Raw genomic sequence first — 22,075 nt, forward strand, 5'->3', positions numbered from 1 at the left:
CTAATGGTATAGTTGTGAACAGAATATTTAAGGATTTACATGTTGTTTATCCTTTAAAAAGGTGTTACTAACTAATTTCCAACCTGTAATTTTTAACTTTTAATTAAATACGTATCTTTGCAAAATGGAAAAACTCACTTTTGCAGATTTTGACCTACCGGTTAAAATTCTTGATGTTTTGGCGGATCTGGAATTATTTGAGCCTACTCCTATTCAGGAGAAGAGCTTAAAACCTATTCTTTCTGGAAGAGATGTAATGGGAATTGCACAAACCGGAACCGGAAAAACATTAGCTTACCTTTTGCCCGTTCTTAAAACCTGGAAATATAGCAAATCAGGAAATCCAACTGTTTTGGTACTTGTTCCAACAAGAGAACTGGTGGTTCAGGTAACTGAAATTCTTGAGAAACTGACAGAAAATATTACTGCAAGAGTTATTGGAATCTATGGAGGAAAGAATATTAATACCCAGAAATTATTGTTCAATGATGGTTGTGATATTCTGGTAGGAACTCCGGGTAGAGTAATGGACCTTGCCATTGATAATGCCATCTCTCTGAAAGAAGTACAAAAGCTGATCATTGATGAGTTTGATGAGATGCTTAACCTTGGTTTCAGACCACAGCTTACCCATATTTTTGAAATGATGAAAGAGAAAAGACAGAATATCCTTTTCTCGGCAACCATGACAGAAGCTGTAGATGAAATGCTGGATGTTTATTTCGCCAGCCCGGTAGAAATTTCACTGGCAAAATCAGGAACTCCACTTGAGAAAATTGAACAGACAGGATATAAAGTTGAAAACTTCAATACAAAGATCAACCTTCTTGAACATTTGTTGAAGAATGATACAGATATGTCTAAAGTTTTGATTTTCAATAATAATAAAAAACACGCAGATTTACTCTTTACTAAAATAGACGAACTTTTCCCGGAACAGTTTGATGTGATCCATTCCAACAAGTCTCAGAATTACAGGCTTAAGGCAATGAAGAGATTTGAAAATGAAGAGATCCGAGGTTTGATTACCACTGATGTAATGGCTAGAGGTCTTGATATTTCAAATATTACCCACGTAATCAACTTTGAGACTCCGGATATTCCTGAACAATATATTCACAGAATCGGTAGAACCGGTAGAGCAGATAAAGAAGGGAAAGCGGTTACGTTTGTAACTAAAAAAGAAGAAGCTTTAATTCTGGATATCGAATTGTTGATGGACAAAGATTTGAAGTTTAATGACTTCCCTAAAGAGGTGAAAATTAATGCTAAAAAGATCGCTGCAGAAGAAGATCAGGTGGTTATGAAAAATCCTGCACAGGTAAAACTGAATGAAGGAGGAGGAGCTTTCCATGAAAAGAAGGCAAAAAATACAAAAGAAAACTGGGGTGGTCCTTCGAAGAGAAAGGCACCTAAGAAATTTGGAGCTAACAGAGCTCAACAGAAAGCAATCTCTAAATCAAAGAGAAAGAAATAAAACAAAAAACTCCCAGACTCAACTGGGAGTTTTATTTTTAATCAAATTTAATATTATTGCTCTTTAAAATTTCTTTAAACTTATCTATCTTGTTTTCCTCTTTCATATCCTTGTAGATACGACTTATTACAGCTTCTGCATCAGAACGGTAAGGAGATTTCTGTTCATTGTAAATTCTGTACGCCTTACAGGTATAATCAAGCGCTTTTTCATGATCTTTAAGATTAGCGAAGTAGATTTGTCCTAATTCCGTAATAAACCTCCGGATCATTGGGATATATTTTATCAAAATCATTGTAAGCATCAATAGCTTTCTGATATTCTTTTTTGTAAATATAGGCTATAGGTATATTTTGTAAAGGCATTTTACCTTTTGGATCTACGGCTAATGACTGTTTATAAGCGTTCAGTGCTTTATCATATTCTCCAACTCTTCTGTAGCAGATTCCCAAATTATCCCATGCATAAATAAATGTTGGATCAGCCTTTACAGCCTGCTCATAATTCTGAATGGCATCTTTCCACTTCTCTTTTTTAGAGGCATCTACCGCTTTCTGATAGAAATCAAGCGCTGTATCATTCTTTGAAAACTTATCGTAACTGGTTTCTGAAGTCATAGTGGCCCTTTTTACACTTTCGCAATTTTGCATCAGATAGCGCTCAATTCTGTTATAACTCTCTTTGTACTGCTTCGAATCTTTATTTGTATTGAACGTTAAATTAATCTGCTTTTTCCCGTTCACCTCAGGGGCTTTTTGGGATAATTCTTCCGCTCCTAGCAAAAGGGTAGAAACCTGTAGAGCTCCTGTACGTTTATCAATACAGTCATGTACATCTTTCAGGATATCTTCTTTCTTTTTGTTAGATAATTTAATAGAATCTGTACATTTACAGGCTCCATCTGAAATTTCTTTTAACACAGCTTCATTGTCTGGTTTGTCATTTTTTTTCTGAGCAAACAGTAAAGATGAAAGTAAAATAAAAGTTAAAATGGTTATTTGTTTTTTTATCATGGTTGGAGGTTATTTCAAATAAGGAGTAAGCACCTTTGCCCAGATTTTGTATCCTTCAGGTTTGAAGTGAAGCATATCTTCCACAAAAATGTCTTTCCTTACTTTTCCGTTTGAGTCTTCCATAGCCTTGGTGACATCAATGAATTTAGCGTTGCGTTGTTTTTTCATAAAAGCGGCAATTTTTTTATTGCTTTCCTTCATTTGAGGCCAAAGTTCTTCTCTGCTCGGAGAGTACTTCATAGAAATATAATCTACTTCAATAGTAGGAAATTTCTCACGTATTTTTTTGTAGAACTCTTTGTATCTGTTGACAACTTCATCCGCTTTTAGATTATGATTGTCTGCAAAATCATTCTCACCACAGTAGATAATGATCTGTTTAGGCTGATAAGGTGACAGAAGATCATTCGCAAAATAGTTCAGATCCATCAGTCGTGAGCCACCAAATCCTCTGTTGATAATTGTTTTTCCCGGAAAATAATCAGCTACGTCTGTCCATTTTGTAAAGGATGAACTTCCTATAAACAGAATGGCATCTTTAGCCGGAGGATTTTGCTGATCAAGTTTTTTGAATTCCTGAATGTCCTGCCAGAACATAGGTTTCGTTTCCTGTGAAAACGAAATGGTAAAATACAGCAATAGAAATGCTGATAGAATCTTCTTCATTATTTTCAAATTTAAATTTCATATAAAAGTAATAAAAAACTCCCGATCAGCGGGAGTTTATCATTTATCTTTTGTAAGTAACATAAGGAATATCCGGAATTTTATCTCCATTGATATCAATGTTTCCGAATTGTTGAGCCATTCTCAGGTCTTTGTTTGTTAGAACCTCAATTTTGTAGTTGGAAGGCGCTTCTTTATCAAATTTAATCCCTAAAACTTTTGAGTCAGCACTGTACGTATAAGTTCCTTCGGTTTTGTCGGTAGGGTGACAATCTGCTCCGGTTCCGGTATAAGCAGTATAACTTACGTAATAATCTGTTCTTAGGAATAGCGTGTTTTTAGTTTCGCAACCAGTTAAAACCTCACTGTAAAGCACTGTTTTATTATCTTTTCCGGAAATTATTTCTCTTTTTACTTCCTTCCAGTCCCCTTTCATGATGTCCATTTCGTATGCATCGAGATTATCATCTTTACAAGAAGTAAGTGCCAGGGCTGAAAAGGCAAATAAAAGTAGTTGTTTTTTCATTTTCACAAATTTAAGAATATGCTAAAATATAAATAAATTTGAAATATCCGTAATGAAATAACGATTTTCTAAACGAATGTTTATAAATAAGGAGATTATTGAAAGTGTGCCTTAGATTTGGAACGGTTAAATGTAATAAAAAATATATTATTGAAGATGAATCGTGTGGGTGAGGATACCTAAAAACTATTCAAAAGAAGCGGGCCAAAGCCCGCTTCTGATATACATTGAGATCCGGTTCAAAGTAACGAAACCGGAAATATACTATTTAAAAATCTTGAGCAGATTTTATTTTAATAGCTCATCTCTACAATCTTTAAAGCATCTTTTGGAGTCAGTTTTTTATATTCTCCAAGTCCAAGCCAGTTTCTGTCTGTGAAAGCTTTTTCAACTCTTTCAGCTGTTCCTTTATAATCTTCTGTGTATTCAGAAAGTTTTGTTTTGATGTGAAGGCTGTGGAAGAATTCCTCAAGTTTTTTGATTCCCAGTTCAGCTTTTTCTTCTACGGTTCCGTCTTTAATTCCCCAAACTCTTTCTGCGTATTGAGCCAGTTTTCCTTTCTTATCTTCAAAATTGTAACGGTAGTGAGAAGGAGCGATAATCGCAAGAGTTCTCGCGTGGTCTATACCGAAGTAAGCTGTAAGTTCGTGTCCCATAGCGTGTACAGCCCAGTCTGTTATAACTCCTTTCTGAATCAATCCGTTGAGAGCCATTGTACAGCACCACATAAAGTTTCCTGCAGCATCGTAGTTGAAATCATCTGCCAATACTTTAGGCGCTGTTTCCTGTAGACTGATCAGGATGCTTTCTGCAATTCTTTCCTGTAGATCAGCGGAAGAAGGGGCTGTCATATACTGTTCCAATACGTGGGTATAAGCGTCAGTAATTCCATTTACAATCTGGTTCTTAGGAATAGATTTAATTACTTCCGGATCCAACACTGAAAACTGAGGGAAAAGTCCCGGACCTCCGGAAGCCAGTTTTTCATTAGTTTCTCTCCTTGAGATCACATATCCCGAATTCATTTCAGATCCTGTAGCAGGCAGCGTTAAAATACTTCCGAAAGGCATTCCTTCTCCTTCAAAAGTTCTTACCGGTTTTTTCAGAATTTCCCAAGGTTCTCCATCATAATTTGCTGCTGCAGAAATAAACTTGGTTCCGTCAATTACAGATCCACCTCCTACAGCAAGAAGGAAGGTAATATTTTTCTCCTTGATAAAGCTTAAAGCATTAACCAGTACTTCATATTCAGGGTTGGCAGGAACTCCTCCAAATTCATGTAGTTCATGATCTTTAAGCGCTTCTTTTACCTGATCATACACTCCATTATTTTTAATGCTTCCACCACCGTAGATCATTAATATTTTAGCATCCTTTGGAATTTCACTGGAAATCTTAGCAATTTCACCTTTTCCAAAAAGTATTTTAGTCGGATTTTTAAATTCGAAATTAAGCATTGTTCTAAATTTATTTTAACCCAAATTTACGGAATGAAAAAAGAAAATTGAGTTAAGGAAATTTTAAAATTACTATGATTGATTTTCATGAAAGCTATTGCACAATAATTGCTTTTCTGAACTTTTAATTAATTGCTTAAGAGATAAGCCTTAGCACGTTTTACAAAGTCTTCTTTATCTTTTTTAATATCTTCCAGAAGCTTTTTCCTGGCATCAGGAATCGTCAGATACTTATCACCCCAAAGATTGATCTCTACAATTACAGGGATCAGATCTGTTCCTTTTTCAGTAAGATGATAGAGTATCTTTAACTTGCTGTCCGGATGATCTCTTTTATCAATAATTCCGCTATCCAGCAAATTCTGAAGCCTTGAAGCCAGAATATTGGTGGCAATTTTCTCATCTGCTTTCAAAAAATCCCCATAGGTACATTCTTTTTTTATCATTAGATCGCGGATGATGAGCAGTGACCATTTATCACCCCATATCTCCAGGGAGCAGCTGATGGGGCAGTCTGATCTTTTCTTATTCATTTTGTTAATTTTTATACAATACTTGCAAATTGAAAGTGTTTTAATTAAATTTGCTTTTGTTTTGCAAGTAAAATTAATTATAAAAAATGAATAAATAAAATGGAACAATATGATATTGCCGTTATCGGCTCAGGACCTGGAGGTTATGTAGCTGCTATAAGAAGCGCACAGCTTGGCTACAAAACTGTGATTATAGAGAAATATGATACCTTGGGAGGAACTTGTACAAACGTAGGATGTATTCCTACAAAAGCTTTATTAGACAGTACTCATCATTATGCAGAAGCCCATCATAAATTTCAGGAACATGGTATTAAACTGGATCAGATAGAACTTGATTTTTCTCAGATGTATAAAAGAAAGGCCGAAGTGGTTTCAAAAAATACTGGAGGGCTCGATTTTCTGATGAATAAAAACAAAATTATCCGTCTGAAAGGAACTGCCGCTTTTGTAAATAATACTACATTGAAAATTACAAATGAAGCTGAAGTCATTCATATCACAGCTCAAAACTATATTATTGCAACGGGATCAAAACCTTCAACAATTCCAGGAGTGGAAATTGATAAAAAAAGAATCATCACTTCTACAGAGGCTTTATCTCTGAATGAAAAACCCAAATCTATGGTCATCATTGGCGGTGGAGTGATTGGGGTAGAAATGGCTTCTATTTTTAACCGTATAGGGACACAGGTAACAATTCTTGAATATGCTGATCATCTGATTGCTGCAATGGACCATGATTTAGGAAAAAATTTACAGAAAATTCTGAAAAAAGAAAGAATAGACATCCGTTTGAATCACGCTGTATACAAAACCGAAAGTTCAGATAACGGGGCTAAAGTCTTTTTTAAAGATAAAAACGGAGCCGAAGATCAACTGGAAGCGGAATATATTTTAGTTGCTGTAGGAAGAAGTCCTTATACAAAAGGTCTTGGACTTGAAAATACAGAGGTTCAGACGGACGAGCGTGGATTTATCAAAGTTAATGAAAACAATCAGACTTCTGTTTCCCATATTTATGCAATTGGTGATGTGATTGGAGGGGCAATGTTGGCTCACAAGGCTGAAGAAGAAGGTGTTTTGGTCGCAGAAACAATCAATGGACAAAAACGTCATATCCATTACAGCCGTATTCCATCTGTAGTGTATACATGGCCTGAAGTGGCTTCTGTAGGGTATTCTGAAGAATATTTAAAGAAAAATAATATTCCGTATAACGTAGGGAAATTTCCGTTTTCTGCCAGTGCAAGAGCCAGGGCTTCCATGGATATGGACGGGTTTGCCAAAGTATTGGTAGATCCTAAATATGGAGAGGTTCTGGGAGTGCATATTATTGGAGCAAGAGCTGCTGACCTTATTGCACAGGGAGTTATTGCACAGGAATACGAAGTGACGGCTGAAGATATGTTCCGTATTTCTTACGCCCATCCAACCTATTCAGAAACGTTGAAGGAAGCCTATCTGATAGCATCCGGACAAGGCGCAGTGAATATATAAGAACTATCAGGTAAAATATATGAATCATTAAGATCAATAGGAAAGTAAGAAGAGTAATGAAGCTTTTTTGAATAAAAGAATGAGGTCTATAACTGAATAAAAAGCAATATTTTCATTATTAATCTAACAGCTAAAGATCTTAATGGTTTTATCAATTGTCCTGCATTTCTAAAAATGAGCGCAGTCTTCACTTTTAGAATAAATACCATTACTTTTTGATTCCAGTTTTCCGGTTTTTCTGTTAATTTTCACCCAAAAGGATTCTTTAACCACAGGGCAGCCTCTGGATTGTAAAACATACATCGAGATATGGCGGTCGTCCATTTTATAGGCTCCTGTAAAAAGGTTTTTAGTATCGATGGTAAATCCATACGTTTTGGCAATCAGTAGTGCTTCGGGAAGATTATCTACTGTTCCGATAAAATTTCTGAGTTCCTGTTCGTTGGAAAAATAAGATGCTCTATCTTTTTTGCAGGCCAGAATATAGGAAAAGCAATTATTTCCAACACATTTCTGGAAAAACCCCCTTTCAGGAACTGGTTCATTGATGGTCATAAAATCCGGAGCCTGGCTTTCGTAGATAACGGCTTTGTCAGGATCTGTGTCATTGCTGAGAACCCTCCAGTATTCATATCCTTTGTCCGGAACAATAAAAGGGTAGAGGTAATCTGTAGTATCCAGGATATCAGGAATTTTTTTATAATCATCAGGAACCTTAATCTGGCTGTACATCAGATTGGATAAGATAAGGCAAAATGCGATGATTACTTTCATGGAAAATGTGTTTACAGTGCAAAGGTAAAGAGAATTATTTCAGTACAATTCTATAATGTCCTTTTTCATCTGTTACATCAATATTGATGCCTGTAAATGTTAATTTATTAATTTGGTAGCCATCACAACCTCCTTTAAATTCGGATGACTGTATTGAAAAATCAAAAGGCTTAACATTAGAAGAAAAAGAATACTTTTTCACCCCATTATAAGCTCCCACGTTTTCCAAAATAATCATATCATCAGTAGTTTTTGTTAATGATATGCTGACGTTATTTTCGTCTTTAATAAAATAAGATGTCAATGTCCCGTTGGTAATAAGGTTTTCATTATTGGAATTTACAAACTCAAAAACGATGGGCTGAGGAGCGTTATAGCATTCTTTTTCACAAGAGATGAACAGAGCTGCTATGAGGAAGAAAGTGTATATTTTTTTCATGGATTATGGATGAGGTAGAGAACAAAAGTAATTATTAATACTTTTATAATCAAATGGGTAAGCCCGAATTATTAAAACGAGCCCTGAATATTTTCAAAACCTGTGCAAGCTGATAATCTGTAATATCAAAATCATCGATGTTGATTTCTATTTTTTCGTCGTTATGAAAAAAGTATAAGTAATTTATTTCAGGTTTGTAATCATTTTTAGGTTCACGGCTTACTAGACGTTTTGCAATAATCTTTTCAAGTTGAATTTCATTCCACAAATATCTTGGATTGTTTTTGATCTGAATTCCTTTTCCATTGATGGAGATGATAATTTGTGACATATTTTTGACCTCTGAAATTATTTTAAAAATAAAATAGCCAGTAAGTCCAAGAAGTATAAATAATACAAACATTGCCGTTCCATTGAATTTAAACTTAAGACCCAAAAGAAAAAATAGCCCCAGAGTTACAAATATACTGTAGGTAGCAATCGCAATAATTCTCCCGGAACGCGAATATTTCACTATAATCTCCTCAGGAATAGAATGGTCAGTATATTCAATTTTATCACTTTTATGAAGAGAATATTCTTTATGAATGAAAACGATATTGATAAATACACCAATGAAGAAAATAATAGATAAAGGAATGAAGTATTGTAATAAATAAACACCTAAAAAGAAGGCTAATATTGCAAAAATCGCATAAAAAATAATTCCGAATTTCATTTTTAATTAAAGTTTTTGCGAAGATACATTTTAAACTTAATGTAGGATGAATTCGTTGAAATATTCCTGTGATAAAGCTGTTCGTATTAATTTTTGTTCCGGTGTTAAGGCTTTAAAGACTAACTCGAGAATATTCAAAAAGTATCAGGCTATCATATTTCAGAACTTCATGGGATATCCCGTCGTGATGTTTCCGGAAGCAATCTTTTTCAGCTTAGATTCCATCATCTTTTTGGTAAGAGGTTTGAGGCGGTCTGTATATAAAATACCCTGAGTATGATCATATTCATGCTGAATGATTCTTGCAGTAAGTCCGGAGAAAGTTCTAGTCTGTCTGATGAAGTCCTGATTCAGATACTCGATCGTAATTTCCCAAGGTCGCGTTACCTTTTGAGAAAGGCCGGGAATACTCAAACATCCTTCATAATCGTCCCACGTCTCTTCTGATTTGTGAATGATCTTTCCATTGATAAAAGTTTCCCTCATTCCTTTATCATCTTTTTCAAAATAAAGAATCTGATCTTCTGAATCCAGGTTTTCAAATGCAATCTGGCTGTCGGCAACAAATAGCTGTAACGGTTTCCCGATTTGAGAAGAAGAAAGCCCGCATCCATTAGCGTTTTCCATGGTTTCCCACATATCCGCAATAAGAGTTTGGATTTCAAAAGTATTCTCGTTGATCTTTGTGCATTTTTGTCTTAAAACAGAGCTGCCATATGCGGAAATAGGTAATTTCATTATCTTATTTTCCTGCAAAGTTCTGCAGAATTGGAAAAGTGTACAATGAACCTATGTTAATTAATCTGTCTGCGGATTCTGCTTAAAGCCTGCGGAGTAATTCCAATATAAGAAGCGATATATTTCAGAGGAACACGTCTGATCATTTCAGGCTGTTCAGTGAATAGTTTCAAATACCTTTCTTTGGCCGTAAGTTTCAATAAAGAAAGTTCTCTTTTGCTTTTGGCTAAAAACAGTTTTTCAGAAGCAAATCGTCCCAAATGATTTCCCACATTCGTCTGACTGTAAATTTTCTGTAAATCATCATAAGAAATCTGCCAGACTACCGTTTCTGTTAAAGCCTGCATTTCGTATTCTGAAGGCGTTTGTGTAAGAAAAGAATCATAAGCACACGTAAATTGTTTCTCAAAGCTGAAACTGAATGTGTACCCATATTCATCGTCAGGAATATAAAATCTTACTAATCCTGATTCTATGAAAGACAAAAAATTTTCAGTATCTCCGTGTTGGGTAATGATTTCGTTCTTGGCAAAAACTTTTCGGTGGAAATGTCCTGCAATAAAAGCCCATTCTGATTCCTGCAGCTTGACAATCTGTTCGTAGTATTCTCTAATGTAGCCCATAGGGTTGAATTATCTTACAAAGGTAGTGAAATTCAATTCAAATAGAGAGAGGCTTAATTTGTTGGTAATGATTAGATTGTATATTTAAAACTAATAAAAAATGACGTGCTCTACAAATTGAACAATTCGGTTACCTTCAATCTTACCTTTTATATAAAGAGAATCTCCGTTTTTAAAAACATATTCATTCACCAAAATATTGTTAGGTCCGCTGGATTCCCCAAAGGAATTGACTAATGGATGCTTGCCTTTAAGTGTGGCTACTTTTTCGTTTTCAACAGGTTTATAGTCTCTCAGACGATATGGGGTTTTATAGGTCCTTCCATAAATTCCTTTTGTAAGATGATATTTTCCATCTCCAAGACTGTCCATAATACACATTTTAAAATCTATATTATACAACTTGCCATTTACAGAAAGTTTTGTTCCTTCAGGATAATCTGCGGCCATACTGTAATCGAAATTCTCATATATGCGGTAAGAATTTTTGGAGTATATTTTGGCGTTTCCGAAACTTAACAGAGATAAAGCGGCTTTCTGCCCAGACAAAGGTGCGGAAATTGTTTTATCAGCATAAATAACACATTTTAAAACAGGAAGTGATAGAACATATTCCCTTTGTCTGTTGTGTTCTTCCGACTGTTTTTCCATAGAAGTAATGGTACCCGTTATAAAAGAAGTTATTCCTATGACGGATGAAACGCAAATAAAAATAAATACACCAAATACAATCAGGATGATTTTAATCCCTTTCTTATCAATGGACGATCTCTTATTTTGAATATTTACATTCGCATTGAAATTGAATTTAATCATAGAAGTTTACATGGACGCCAAAACTAATCAAATTTTAAACAAAAATTAATATAATTTTTTGCTTTTTGAACCGAAATTTTGTCATTTGTCAATTCAACTCATTCCAAAATCTCCTACATTTGTTATTATGAGACATGACCAACGCACAGAAAAGTTCAGGCAGATTGTGGAGAACAAATTCCAGATCTACAATTCATTATTTATGAGCCTGCCCTATGATAAAATGACGAATATCGGAATGCTGCTTCCGTTTCTTTATGAAGAAAGCAGAACCGGGTATGATGCAGGAAAAACCCCTGAAGAAATCGTCGAAGAATTTTTTAAAAACCATACAGATCTTCAAACGGAAGACCAGAAACTGGAACTTCTTTTCAAGATCATCCAGTATATAGAAAGGCAGGTGGTATTGTTCGACAGTATCGAAGATGCTGCATTTCCAAACCTACACTCCGAAAGTGACAGCGGAACAGTAACCAATTTATTTGAACGCTCTTTTCAGGATCATAAGATTGAAAAAGTACGTGAAAAACTAAAGGATTTCAGTGTAAAAGTAGTCTTTACGGCACACCCTACACAGTTTTATCCAAGTTCTGTGCAGAGGATTATCCAGGATTTGAGAGGAGCCATTACCAGCGATTCTGTTACCCAGATTGATATGCTGTTGCAGCAATTAGGGAAAACACCTTTCGTGAATAAAGAAAAACCCACTCCAATAGACGAGGCGCTGAGCATTATTTCATACTTAAGATATGTATACTATGATACCATTGGAGAACTGTTTACCAAGATTAAAAAGACCTTTGGAAACGGAAATTTCCACCTGCATGAAGATATCATTCAGTTGGGATTCTGGCCGGGAGGTGACAGAGATGGAAACCCTTTCGTAACAGCAGATGTTACCAAAAGAGTAGCCGAAGAATTACGCTCAGCTATTTTAAAATCATATTACAGCCATTTGAAATTTATCAGAAGAAGATTAAGTTTCAGAGGTGTTTCTGAAGTATTGACTCAATTGAGTGAGGAATTATACACGGCAATTTTTGAAGGAAAAAATATTACAGCAGAAGATATTCTGAAAAAAACCGATGAAGCAGAACACATATTGATCAACGAGCATAACGCTTTATTTCTTGATTTGCTGCTTAATTTCAGAGATCGTGTGAAGATTTTTGGAACCCACTTTGCCACTCTGGATATCCGCCAGGACAGCAGAATTCATCAGAAAGTAATCGATGAGGTTTTTGCCAAAGTATTTGGAAATGAAGAAGCCGATTATGAGCAGAAATTTACCAGACTTATTCAGGTATCAGACAAAGTGAGTCCGGAAGTTTTTGAGGATATTGTAAAAGATACATTGCTGACGGTTTCTCAGGTTTCAGAAATCCAGAAACTGAATGGGCCGCGAGGAATGAATAGATACATCATCTCTAATTCTGTCGCTGTAAAAGATGTGATGAATGTATTCGCATTTTTCAAAGTGTGCGGCTATCAGGATGAAGAGATCAAGATGGATATTGTTCCCCTTTTTGAAACCATGGAAGGGCTTGCCAATGCTGAAAATGTAATGAACGAGCTTTATCAGCATCCGGTCTATAAAAAACATCTTGAAAAAAGAGGAAATCAACAGACCATTATGCTTGGTTTTTCAGACGGAACCAAAGATGGCGGCTATTTGAAAGCGAATTGGGAGATCTACAAAGCGAAAGAAGTATTGACGAAATTATCCGAACAGAATAGTATTAAAGTAGTATTCTTTGACGGCCGTGGAGGACCGCCTGCGAGAGGAGGAGGGAAGACTCACGATTTCTACGCTTCCCAAGGGAAAACAATAGCTAATAATAAGATTGAACTTACTATTCAGGGACAGACTATTACCAGCATCTTTGGAAATAAAGAGCAGGCTCAGTATAATTTTGAACAGCTTTTGACGGCCGGTGTTGAAAATGATGTATTTAAAAATGCAAAAAAAGATCTTACCGAAAAAGAAAGAGCTTTAATTATTGAGCTGGCAGATATCAGTTATCAGAAATATTCAGACCTAAAGGCTCACCCAATGTTTGTTCCTTATTTGCAGGAAATGAGTACGCTGGAATATTATGGAAAAACCAATATCGGAAGCCGCCCTTCCAAAAGAGGAAACGGAAGCGAATTGAAATTTGAGGATTTAAGAGCAATTCCGTTTGTTGGATCATGGTCGCAGCTGAAACAGAACGTGCCCGGATTTTTTGGTTTTGGATATGCCATGGCCAAGATGAAAGAACAGGGAAGATTTGAAGAAGTAAAAGAATTGTACAAAGGCTCCGATTTCTTCAAAACACTGGTTTTGAACTCTATGATGAGTATGAACAAATCTTATTTTCCTTTGACCTATTACATTAAAAACAATCCGAAATTTGGTGCTTTCTGGAATGTTCTTTTTGATGAATATGAGCTTTCAAGAGATATCATGTTGGAGCTGACCGGATTTAAAATGCTTCAGGAAGAAGATCCGCTATCCAGAAAATCTGTGAAAATTCGTGAGAAAATAGTGCTTCCGCTGTTGAGTATTCAACAATATGCTTTGATGAAAATTCAGAAAGGAGAAGGCAATAAAGAGGCATATGAAAAGCTTGTTACCCGCTCTTTATTTGGAAATATCAACGCAAGCAGAAATTCTGCTTAAATGATTTTGCAGAAAATCTTTACATGCTAAGTCTGTGATAACTTAACCACAAAAGTCACAAAAGTTATTAAAAAACACACTTTAGTACACTTAAGAAAGCGTAAAATACTACAGCATACAAGTACACGGAAGAAAAAAATAAAGATTTTTTTAAACTTATATGTGGACTTATTCTGTACCAGGATATTCTCTTAAGCTCACTTAAAGTGTTTCCATATTTTGTGGCGTTTAAATTCATTGAATCTTCGATTTGTGGTTTAATAAACACACATAAAAGAATGATAATTTCTAAGGCTGGATTCCTTCGGAATGACAAACTGGACGTTGAGTGTATCCGTACACTTTGTCATTCCGAAGGAATCTAAACATTATATAATTTTCAAACACTTTAAAAAGGGTAAGGAAATACCGCACAATGAATTTCATAGAGGATGAAAATCTTTGATTTTCAACAAAAATTTGGTGTACTTCTTATACCCAAAGTATATAACTTCAATAGCTTAAGTGTTTAAAAAAGCTTTTGTGACTTACGATTTAATAAAAAAGTTTAAACAGCTTTAATAACAGATCATAAAAAAACGGGCTTTTGCCCGTTTTTTATTCCTTTATAAATTTCTCATAGTATACCTTATTCTGGGTCTGAATTTTCAGATAATAGATTCCTTTTGCAAAATCCTCAACCTGCACTGATTTTTGAGAGCTACTTTTTTGGATCAGTCTTCCCAGATTATCATAGATTTCTACAGAATGAATGTTGTCTTCATACGCTATATTCAAAACATTTTTAACCGGATTTGGATATATGCTCAACTTTTCTTTTTTCCCAACCTCAGAAGTGTTTAAAATCAAATTATACAAACTTCCAAAATTAAGAATACCATATCCTGTCTGGTCACTATGATTAGGATAAAGGGACGCTGTTTGTCGTAGTCTTGTTTTAATTTGCTCTCTGTTCATGGTAGGAAAAGCCTGAATAAGACAAGCAACACCACCCGCTGCAATAGGGGTGGAAATTGAGGTTCCACTTACTGTAACGGTTGCATTGTCATAAACGGTGGTCGTATTGGAGCCCTGAGCACTTCCATCGGGTTTGATGATGCCAAGAGAATTGGGTCCGAAAGACGAAAAATCAGAAGCATTTCCTGCAGCATCTACAGAACCTATAGAAAATACTTTAGCATTATCAGAAGGGGTCAAAAGATAATGCCATGCAGCCGCCCCGGAATTTCCGGCAGCAGCCAGAACAAAAATACCCTTCTCCGCAGCAATCTGTGCTCCTCTGGCGATGAAAGAAGTCGTTCCATTCATGTCTGCGTAAGTATAATTATATCGGGGATCATCAAATTCACCATAACCCAATGATGAGGTGATAATTTCTACGCCTTTTCTGTCGGCTTCTTCTGCAGCCTCAATCCAGTATATTTCTTCTTGGGGAATCTCTACAGTGGCATTTTCACTTCGGTAAAGATAAAAATCAGCATCAGGAGCAGAACCTACAAAAGTGTCTTCCAAAAAACCTGCGATAGCACCCAAAACTACAGATCCGTGCGGACTTAGGGTTGTATTATAAACGTCATTGGTTTTCGTTACAAAATCATATGTTGCTTTGATATGATTGCCTGTCCATAATCTTGAAAAGGCAGATCCTGTATTTACCATAGGAAATCCGGCATCAATCACAGCAATAGAAATACCCGTTCCTGTGTATCCTGCCAAATGGAGCGGGCGGATGTTAACCTGGTCAATCTGTGTAGTTCCCTGGCCATAATTAAAACTGGTAAGAGTTTTATCAGTAATAGTCTGATCTTTCCCTTTTTTCAGAGTTGTTTTTACTCCTGTTGAACTATTTCTGGCAAAACTTTCTACAGCTAAAACAAAAGGCTGGGCCTGAAGGATTACTTTCTGTGATGGTGTGGCTGTTACAGCAGCTCCGTTGAGCCATTTGGAATAATCCGTAACCGTAAAACCCAGATTCTGGAGATTCTGAAGGTACGACTGCTCAATAGGGGCATCCTGATCATTCAGCGAAATTCCCAGTGTGGTACGTCTGTTGAGCGACTTTTGAGACAGTTCAGAGAGCGGATTTGCATAGAATGCAGCTTTATTGGGCTTATCTGTAAAGTAAACAAAAACAAGTTCTGTTTGTGCAGAGAGGGTAATATAACCAGTTAGGAAACAAATGAGTAAAAGTTTTTTCATGAGATTATTTTGTATAAAGATAAAAACAAAATCAATAAAATTTTTGATAGGATTTTAAATTCCTTATTTTTACAGAAATATTTATTTATATGAAAAAAATTCAGATGGTTGACTTGCAAAGTCAGTATTACAAAATAAAGAATGATGTAGACAATGCAGTGTTGAATGTAATGGATTCTGCAGCATTTATTAACGGTCCTGAAGTAAAGTCTTTCCAGAATGAATTGGAGTCTTATTTAGACGTAAAACATGTTATTCCATGTGCCAATGGTACAGATGCATTACAGATCGCCCTTATGGCGTTAGATCTGAAAGAAGGAGATGAGATTATTACCGCTGATTTTACTTTTGCTGCTACAGTAGAAGTGATTCATCTATTAAAATTAAAATCGGTATTGGTAGATGTAGATTATGATACTTTCACAATTTCTACTGAGCAAATAAAAAAAGCGATTACGCCCAAAACAAAAGCGATTATTCCGGTACATATCTTCGGACAGTGTGCCAATATGGAAGAAATTCTGAAAATTGCTGAAGAGCACAATTTATATGTTATTGAAGATAATGCTCAGGCAATCGGTTCAGAATATACATTTTCGGACGGAACAGTAAAGCAGGCAGGAACAATGTCTACGGTAGGAACTACCTCTTTCTTCCCATCAAAAAACCTGGGATGCTATGGAGATGGAGGGGCTATTTTTACCAATAATGATGAACTGGCACACCGTTTAAGAGGAATTGTAAACCACGGAATGTACGAAAGATACTATCATGATGAAGTAGGAGTAAACTCTCGTTTAGACAGTATTCAGGCTGCTGTTTTAAGAAAGAAACTTCCTCACCTTGATTCTTACAACGAAGCAAGAAGAAAGGCTGCAGATTATTATGATGAGGCATTTGAAGGAAATCCTAATATCCTTACTCCGAAGAGAGCTGAAAATTCTACACACGTATTCCACCAGTATACATTAAGAATTCTAAACGGAAAACGTAATGAACTTCAGAAATTCCTTACAGAAAAAGAAATCCCTGCGATGATCTACTATCCGGTAGCACTTAGAAAGCAGAAAGCCTACTATCAGGAAAGCAATGCTGCAGACTTCGTGAATACAGATAAACTTCTGGATCAGGTAATTTCTTTACCAATGCATACAGAATTAGACGAAGAGCAGCTGAAGTATATTACAGATGCCGTGCTTGAGTTTATGGGATAATGAAGAATACAATATTTAAATATAGAATAATTGGAATAGTCATATTTTTATTCCAATTGTTTTTATTCTTCTTTTTTTGCTTTGGTACCTATAGATCAGCTTTGGAGATCAATACAGAGAAAATATTTTCCATGGAGAATTTTATCTTTCTTTTTACTTCAGTCATATTTTTGAGTTCATTGTTAAGTGCCATTACTTTTTTATTGAAGAGCAAAAAAGCAATACTATATTTAAATACAAACTATATTTTAGTTTTATTATTTTTTATTTTTGAATATATAAAGTTGAGGACAGAAACCTCTTTTGAGGGAGTTGATGTTTTGATATTCTTTATTGTTTTTTTTATAACATCAGCTTTTCTTTTGATGACGAATATTTTTAAAAATAAAAAAGTGCGATTTCTAGAATTAGATGATATAGGAAAACACATAGAGTAAGAAAAATACAAAGAATAAAAATAGAAATGGCAATACTTGTTACCGGAGGGCTTGGATATATTGGTTCTCATACCGTAGTAGAACTTCTGAATAACGGCTTTGAAGTGGTTATTGTAGATGATTTATCCAATACAGAAAGGTTTATTTTAAATAATATAGAAGAAATTACAGGTAAAAAACCTGCTTTTTATCCTTTTGATTTAAGACGGAAAGAACTGCTTACCCAGGTTTTTGATGCACACCCGATTGATGGATGTATCAATTTTGCGGCTTCTAAAGCTGTAGGAGAGAGCCAGGTAAAACCTGTAGATTATTACGAAAACAACTTGTTCTCACTGATCAATATTCTTCAGGAATTTAAAGAAAGAAAGATCTCCAATTTCATTTTCAGCTCTTCCTGCACCGTATACGGACAGGCAGATGTAATGCCGATTGATGAAAATACACCTTTAAAGCTTCCTGAAAGTGTTTACGGGAAAACAAAGCAGATGGGGGAGCAGATCCTTATCGATTTTGCAAATGCCTACCAACGTAAAATATCTTTATTGCGATACTTTAATCCTATAGGTGCGCATCCGTCAGCTAAGATTGGAGAATTGCCTATTGGTATTCCTAATAATCTGGTTCCTTACGTTATGCAAACCGCCGCAGGTGTTCGCGAAAAACTGAATGTTTGGGGAGACGATTATGCTACGGAGGATGGAACGGCGGTTAGAGATTATATCTACGTGGTTGATCTTGCAAAAGCTCACGTTGCCGCACTGAAAAAGCTAATGGAAGATTCAGAAGAGCATACGGTAATTGATACTTACAATCTGGGTGCCGGAAAAGGTTCCTCTGTATTGGAAGTAGTAAAAGCTTTCGAAAAAGCCAATAACGTAGAAGTTCCTTATCAGATCTGTGCGAGAAGGGAAGGGGATATTACCATTGCCTATGCCGATCCGCAAAAAGCTCAGAAAGAACTTCACTGGAAAGCGGAGACCTCTTTGGAAGAATCTTTAAAAACAGTCTGGGAATGGCAAAAATATTTAAACACCAGAAATTCATAATGTAGAGGATTGAAAAACTTTCCTTATCATTATGAAATAATAACTAAAAAACGACTATAAAAACGAATTACAAAAACACCTTACAAAAACACCTTTGCTGAGAATAGAACCTTTTATCTGTTTAAAAGATTTTTTCAGTAAAGTTTTAATTTAAAATTAATATGAAGACACAAAGAATAGGTATTACATTTTCCTCATTTGATTTATTACACGCTGGGCACATCAAAATGCTTGAAGAAGCGAAAACCGTATGTGATTATTTGATCGTAGGACTTCAGATCGATCCGTCCCACGACCGTCCTAACAAAAATAAACCAAGTCAGACTATTGTAGAGAGATACATTCAGCTGAAGGCCGTAAACGCCGTAGACGAAATTATTCCTTACTATACAGAAGAAGATCTGTTGGATATTTTAAAGTCGTTTGTAATTGATGTAAGAATCATCGGAGACGATTACATGGACAGAGATTTTACCGGTAAACAGTACTGTGAAGAAAAAGGAATTGAAATTTTTTTCAATAAGAGAGACCATAGGTTTTCCACCAGTGATTTGAGAAGAAGAATCTACGAAGCAGAAAAAGAAAAAGATGCACGCGCAGAATCTGTAAAATAAAACAAAACATAAAAAAATCCCGAAAAGTACTTTTCGGGATTTTTTTTGTATTACATCGGGCTACCTTGTTGGTCGTCACCGGCTGCATTAGAGTTAATATCTTTTTTCTTTTTAGGCTGATCCACCTTCTCTCCCTGTTTGAATCTATAGGTAAGGGATAACGCGAATTGTCTCGGCTGCCACTGCATGTAGCTGTCTCTTACGTAGTTCGATCCATAGGCTGTTGATCTCATAGCTCTTGTATTGAAGATGTCTTGAATGTTAAAGCTTATTGTACCATTTCCGCTCCATATCGTTTTGGAGGCACCAAGGCTTAGCGCATACATATCTTTTCTGTCGATACTTTGCGTTTTTTGGGCTCCTCTGTAGAATCCCTGAAGCTGGAAACTGAATGTTTTGTCGACCTTAAAGGTAGAAGTCAATCTTGCTCTTGAAGAAAAGCCTTTACCTTCAAAAGAGGTTGGTTCTTTCATGATATCCGGGTCAAAGTAAACACCATCTGTTTTATATCTGAACACATCAACATTTCCTAAGAATTTTAACCATTTCGTAGCGTCCCAGCTAAAGTTAAGGTCCATACCTATACGATCATCTGTTCCAAGGTTGATAGGTTTTGTATGGAAAGTTGTTAAAGTCTGGTTAACACCATTTATAGTAGTTGTCGCTTCCTGATCATATACCAACATTTTTACATCATCAGTAGTGTGTCTGTAATATAATGTAGGATTGATATTGAAAGTCTTTTTGGAAAAGTTATATCCTATCTCATAAGAATCCACATAAGAAGGGTTCAAATCAATATTCCCGTCAAAGATGTTCTGGTTGTCGCTATAATTCGGATTAGGAATTAGGAAGAAAGAACGCGGACGGTCAATTCTTCTGGAGTAGTTAACTAAGAATTGGTTATCTTTTGCAATGTCATAGCTTAAAAATACACTTGGGAAAAGATTATTGTAATTTTTAGACTTGATGATAGCATCACCATCACGGTTCAGATAATTGATATCTACATTAGATATTTCATCCCTAAGACCAAGCTGATACCCTAATTTCCCTATCTTGCTTTTAAACTGAAGATAGAAAGCATTGAACATTTCTTTATACGTAGCATCATATGTATACTTTTTAAGATAATCCAGACCAGGCGCTGCCAGATTATTAGTAGTACTTTGCAGAACCTGATTGCTGTAATCATTATTATTGGCATCCAACCTGTAACCTGCTTCCAGTTTGGAATTTTCCCCAAGAGGAAGCTCATAATCAGCCTTGGCAATAACAGACTTATTGATTGTATTTTGATCTATAATATTCAGAAGCTGGAATGCGCCATCTTTAGTGTCATTGATGTTGCTGTCTGTATTGGATCGGTTTCTCTGTAAACTTAATGAAAGAGATAAGTTTTGACCTTTATCATCAAATTTATGATCTAAGCCGAAGTCTCCCTGAAAAGCAAGATTATTTCCATTTCCTAAACTTGTTCTCTGTCTGAAAATAGTTCCTCCCGCAAAAGGATTATCAAAATAATTGATATTTCCTTTATTATCGCTGTCGAAAGTTCTTACTGTTCCGGATGCATTTACCGATGTTTTCTCAGAGATATCATAGGTAATTCCTCCGGTAGCATTATAATTATCATTTTTATTTTTGCTGATGGATTCATTATGAGTCTCTTTGTTTATACCACTGTTAAATAATGCATCATTTCTATTGGTATTCTTTGACTCTCTGTAGCCACCACCTCCATTCAGGAACCATGTGAATTTACCTTTTCTCCAGCTTAAGTTGGTATTAAGTGCAGTCTGTGGAAGATAACCTAATGTTCCGGTTACACTTCCGTTGAATCCTGTCTTTTTATTTTTCTTTAAAATAATATTCAGGATACCTGCTGTTCCACTGGCTTCAAATTTGGATGAAGGGTTGGTAATAACTTCAATTCTGTCGATCTGATCCGCAGGAATACTCTGTAAAGCATTGGCTCCATCGTCAATACCCAATAATGCTGAAGGTTTACCATTAATAAGGAACTTCACATTAGAACTTCCTCTCATAGAAACAGTTCCGTCTGTATCTACAGAAACTGAAGGAACATTGGTGAGGACATCCTGTAAATTTCCTCCTTTACTTACGATATCCTGAGAAGGGTCATAGGTTTTTTTGTCAAGCTCTACTTTATAAGGTTTAGTGGAAGCGGCAGTGATTACAATTCCTTGGATTTCATTAGTCTTGCCATCAAGAGTTGTCGTTGCTTCAGGCTCTATAGACAATGCTCCGATATTACCGGATGCTGCGATGCTTTTATTAACGATACTCTTTTTGTAGTCAATAGCTTCTACCGCAATGTCATAATCACCGGGAGTTAACTGAATTTTGTACTGCCCTTTTTCATCGGTAAGTACAGCATCACTTAAAGATTTGTTGGCCTTGTTGCTGAAGGTTACAGAGGCATAAGGAACCGGCTGATTTTTCTTGTTGACAATAGTTCCTGAAACGCCTGCTTTTTCCTGAGCAAAAGCCAGTGCCGCTGCCGAAAGTACGAAGGTAAGTCCTAAAGTTTTTCTTGTGAAAATATTGACAATTTCTGTCTTATTCTTCATAGGTTATTTTTTTGTATAAAATCGTG

The 22,075-nt window shown here is 35.7% G+C and carries 20 protein-coding genes; 6 read left to right on the forward strand and 14 right to left on the reverse strand.

What is annotated here, in order from left to right; genetic code table 11:
- The first annotated feature begins 124 nt into the window (after window positions 1-124).
- Window positions 125-1,477 (forward strand): DEAD/DEAH box helicase, encoded by a 1,353-nt coding sequence (locus ACQ76T_RS02375; protein ID WP_431341752.1) that lies wholly within the window; start codon window positions 125-127, stop codon window positions 1,475-1,477.
- A gap of 37 nt (window positions 1,478-1,514) precedes the next feature.
- On the opposite strand, the gene ACQ76T_RS02380 is transcribed toward ACQ76T_RS02375, so the two are convergent.
- The 6 genes from ACQ76T_RS02380 to ACQ76T_RS02405 form a co-directional block, all read right to left on the reverse strand.
- Complete coding sequence (locus ACQ76T_RS02380) at window positions 1,515-1,748, reverse strand: hypothetical protein (protein ID WP_431341753.1); 234 nt, start codon at window positions 1,746-1,748, stop codon at window positions 1,515-1,517.
- Window positions 1,702-2,490, reverse strand: coding sequence for a tetratricopeptide repeat protein (locus ACQ76T_RS02385; protein ID WP_431341754.1), 789 nt, complete (start codon window positions 2,488-2,490; stop codon window positions 1,702-1,704). Before ACQ76T_RS02385 ends, ACQ76T_RS02380 begins: the two co-directional genes overlap by 47 nt.
- Window positions 2,491-2,499: 9 nt before the next feature.
- The gene (locus ACQ76T_RS02390) at window positions 2,500-3,156 is read right to left on the reverse strand and encodes a GDSL-type esterase/lipase family protein (protein WP_431341755.1); all 657 of its coding nucleotides are present in this window, start codon (window positions 3,154-3,156) and stop codon (window positions 2,500-2,502) included.
- 64 nt (window positions 3,157-3,220) lie between these two features.
- The gene (locus ACQ76T_RS02395; protein ID WP_431341756.1) at window positions 3,221-3,682 is read right to left on the reverse strand and encodes a lipocalin family protein; all 462 of its coding nucleotides are present in this window, start codon (window positions 3,680-3,682) and stop codon (window positions 3,221-3,223) included.
- A gap of 293 nt (window positions 3,683-3,975) precedes the next feature.
- The gene (locus ACQ76T_RS02400) at window positions 3,976-5,139 is read right to left on the reverse strand and encodes an iron-containing alcohol dehydrogenase (RefSeq protein WP_431341757.1); all 1,164 of its coding nucleotides are present in this window, start codon (window positions 5,137-5,139) and stop codon (window positions 3,976-3,978) included.
- A gap of 128 nt (window positions 5,140-5,267) precedes the next feature.
- Window positions 5,268-5,672 (reverse strand): winged helix-turn-helix transcriptional regulator, encoded by a 405-nt coding sequence (locus ACQ76T_RS02405; protein WP_431341758.1) that lies wholly within the window; start codon window positions 5,670-5,672, stop codon window positions 5,268-5,270.
- A gap of 99 nt (window positions 5,673-5,771) precedes the next feature.
- Here ACQ76T_RS02405 and lpdA point away from each other — a divergent pair, with 99 nt between their 5' ends.
- A complete protein-coding gene (lpdA, locus tag ACQ76T_RS02410; protein ID WP_431341759.1) occupies window positions 5,772-7,172 on the forward strand; it encodes a dihydrolipoyl dehydrogenase in 1,401 nt (466 codons plus the stop codon).
- 168 nt (window positions 7,173-7,340) lie between these two features.
- Here lpdA and ACQ76T_RS02415 read toward each other — a convergent pair whose 3' ends face one another.
- The 6 genes from ACQ76T_RS02415 to ACQ76T_RS02440 all read right to left on the reverse strand — a co-directional run bounded on the left by ACQ76T_RS02415 (window position 7,341) and on the right by ACQ76T_RS02440 (window position 11,280).
- Window positions 7,341-7,946, reverse strand: a complete 606-nt coding sequence (locus ACQ76T_RS02415) for a hypothetical protein (RefSeq protein ID WP_431341760.1) — start codon at window positions 7,944-7,946, stop codon at window positions 7,341-7,343.
- 34 nt (window positions 7,947-7,980) lie between these two features.
- On the reverse strand, window positions 7,981-8,385 hold the full coding sequence (locus tag ACQ76T_RS02420; RefSeq protein ID WP_431341761.1) for a hypothetical protein: 405 nt from the start codon (window positions 8,383-8,385) through the stop codon (window positions 7,981-7,983).
- Window positions 8,386-8,434: 49 nt separating this feature from the next.
- The gene (locus tag ACQ76T_RS02425) at window positions 8,435-9,103 is read right to left on the reverse strand and encodes a hypothetical protein (protein WP_431341762.1); all 669 of its coding nucleotides are present in this window, start codon (window positions 9,101-9,103) and stop codon (window positions 8,435-8,437) included.
- Between the two features lie 159 nt (window positions 9,104-9,262).
- Window positions 9,263-9,841 carry a peptide deformylase gene (def, locus tag ACQ76T_RS02430; protein WP_431341763.1) on the reverse strand — a complete coding sequence of 193 codons (579 nt, stop codon included), beginning with the start codon at window positions 9,839-9,841 and terminating at the stop codon, window positions 9,263-9,265.
- Between the two features lie 56 nt (window positions 9,842-9,897).
- Window positions 9,898-10,464 carry a Crp/Fnr family transcriptional regulator gene (locus ACQ76T_RS02435; protein ID WP_431341764.1) on the reverse strand — a complete coding sequence of 189 codons (567 nt, stop codon included), beginning with the start codon at window positions 10,462-10,464 and terminating at the stop codon, window positions 9,898-9,900.
- A gap of 90 nt (window positions 10,465-10,554) precedes the next feature.
- Entirely contained in the window at window positions 10,555-11,280 is a 726-nt protein-coding gene (locus tag ACQ76T_RS02440) for a hypothetical protein (protein WP_431341765.1), read from the reverse strand.
- Between the two features lie 127 nt (window positions 11,281-11,407).
- Between ACQ76T_RS02440 and ACQ76T_RS02445 the strand changes: the two genes are divergently transcribed.
- Window positions 11,408-13,942, forward strand: a complete 2,535-nt coding sequence (locus ACQ76T_RS02445) for a phosphoenolpyruvate carboxylase (protein WP_431343707.1) — start codon at window positions 11,408-11,410, stop codon at window positions 13,940-13,942.
- Between the two features lie 597 nt (window positions 13,943-14,539).
- On the opposite strand, the gene ACQ76T_RS02450 is transcribed toward ACQ76T_RS02445, so the two are convergent.
- Window positions 14,540-16,141 (reverse strand): S8/S53 family peptidase, encoded by a 1,602-nt coding sequence (locus ACQ76T_RS02450; protein ID WP_431341766.1) that lies wholly within the window; start codon window positions 16,139-16,141, stop codon window positions 14,540-14,542.
- 89 nt (window positions 16,142-16,230) lie between these two features.
- Here ACQ76T_RS02450 and ACQ76T_RS02455 point away from each other — a divergent pair, with 89 nt between their 5' ends.
- The 3 genes from ACQ76T_RS02455 to ACQ76T_RS02465 all read left to right on the forward strand — a co-directional run bounded on the left by ACQ76T_RS02455 (window position 16,231) and on the right by ACQ76T_RS02465 (window position 19,455).
- Window positions 16,231-17,355 (forward strand): DegT/DnrJ/EryC1/StrS family aminotransferase, encoded by a 1,125-nt coding sequence (locus ACQ76T_RS02455; protein ID WP_422691667.1) that lies wholly within the window; start codon window positions 16,231-16,233, stop codon window positions 17,353-17,355.
- A gap of 463 nt (window positions 17,356-17,818) precedes the next feature.
- Complete coding sequence (gene galE, locus ACQ76T_RS02460) at window positions 17,819-18,841, forward strand: UDP-glucose 4-epimerase GalE (protein WP_431341767.1); 1,023 nt, start codon at window positions 17,819-17,821, stop codon at window positions 18,839-18,841.
- 161 nt (window positions 18,842-19,002) lie between these two features.
- Window positions 19,003-19,455: an adenylyltransferase/cytidyltransferase family protein gene (locus tag ACQ76T_RS02465; protein WP_431341768.1), complete on the forward strand. Its 453-nt coding sequence runs from the start codon at window positions 19,003-19,005 to the stop codon at window positions 19,453-19,455.
- 50 nt (window positions 19,456-19,505) lie between these two features.
- Here the strand turns inward: ACQ76T_RS02465 and ACQ76T_RS02470 are convergent, their stop codons facing one another.
- Window positions 19,506-22,049: a TonB-dependent receptor domain-containing protein gene (locus ACQ76T_RS02470; RefSeq protein WP_431341769.1), complete on the reverse strand. Its 2,544-nt coding sequence runs from the start codon at window positions 22,047-22,049 to the stop codon at window positions 19,506-19,508.
- Between the last annotated feature and the right edge of the window lie 26 nt (window positions 22,050-22,075).

It is taken from the genome of Chryseobacterium sp. JK1, from assembly GCF_050632815.1.
Classification (GTDB): domain Bacteria; phylum Bacteroidota; class Bacteroidia; order Flavobacteriales; family Weeksellaceae; genus Chryseobacterium.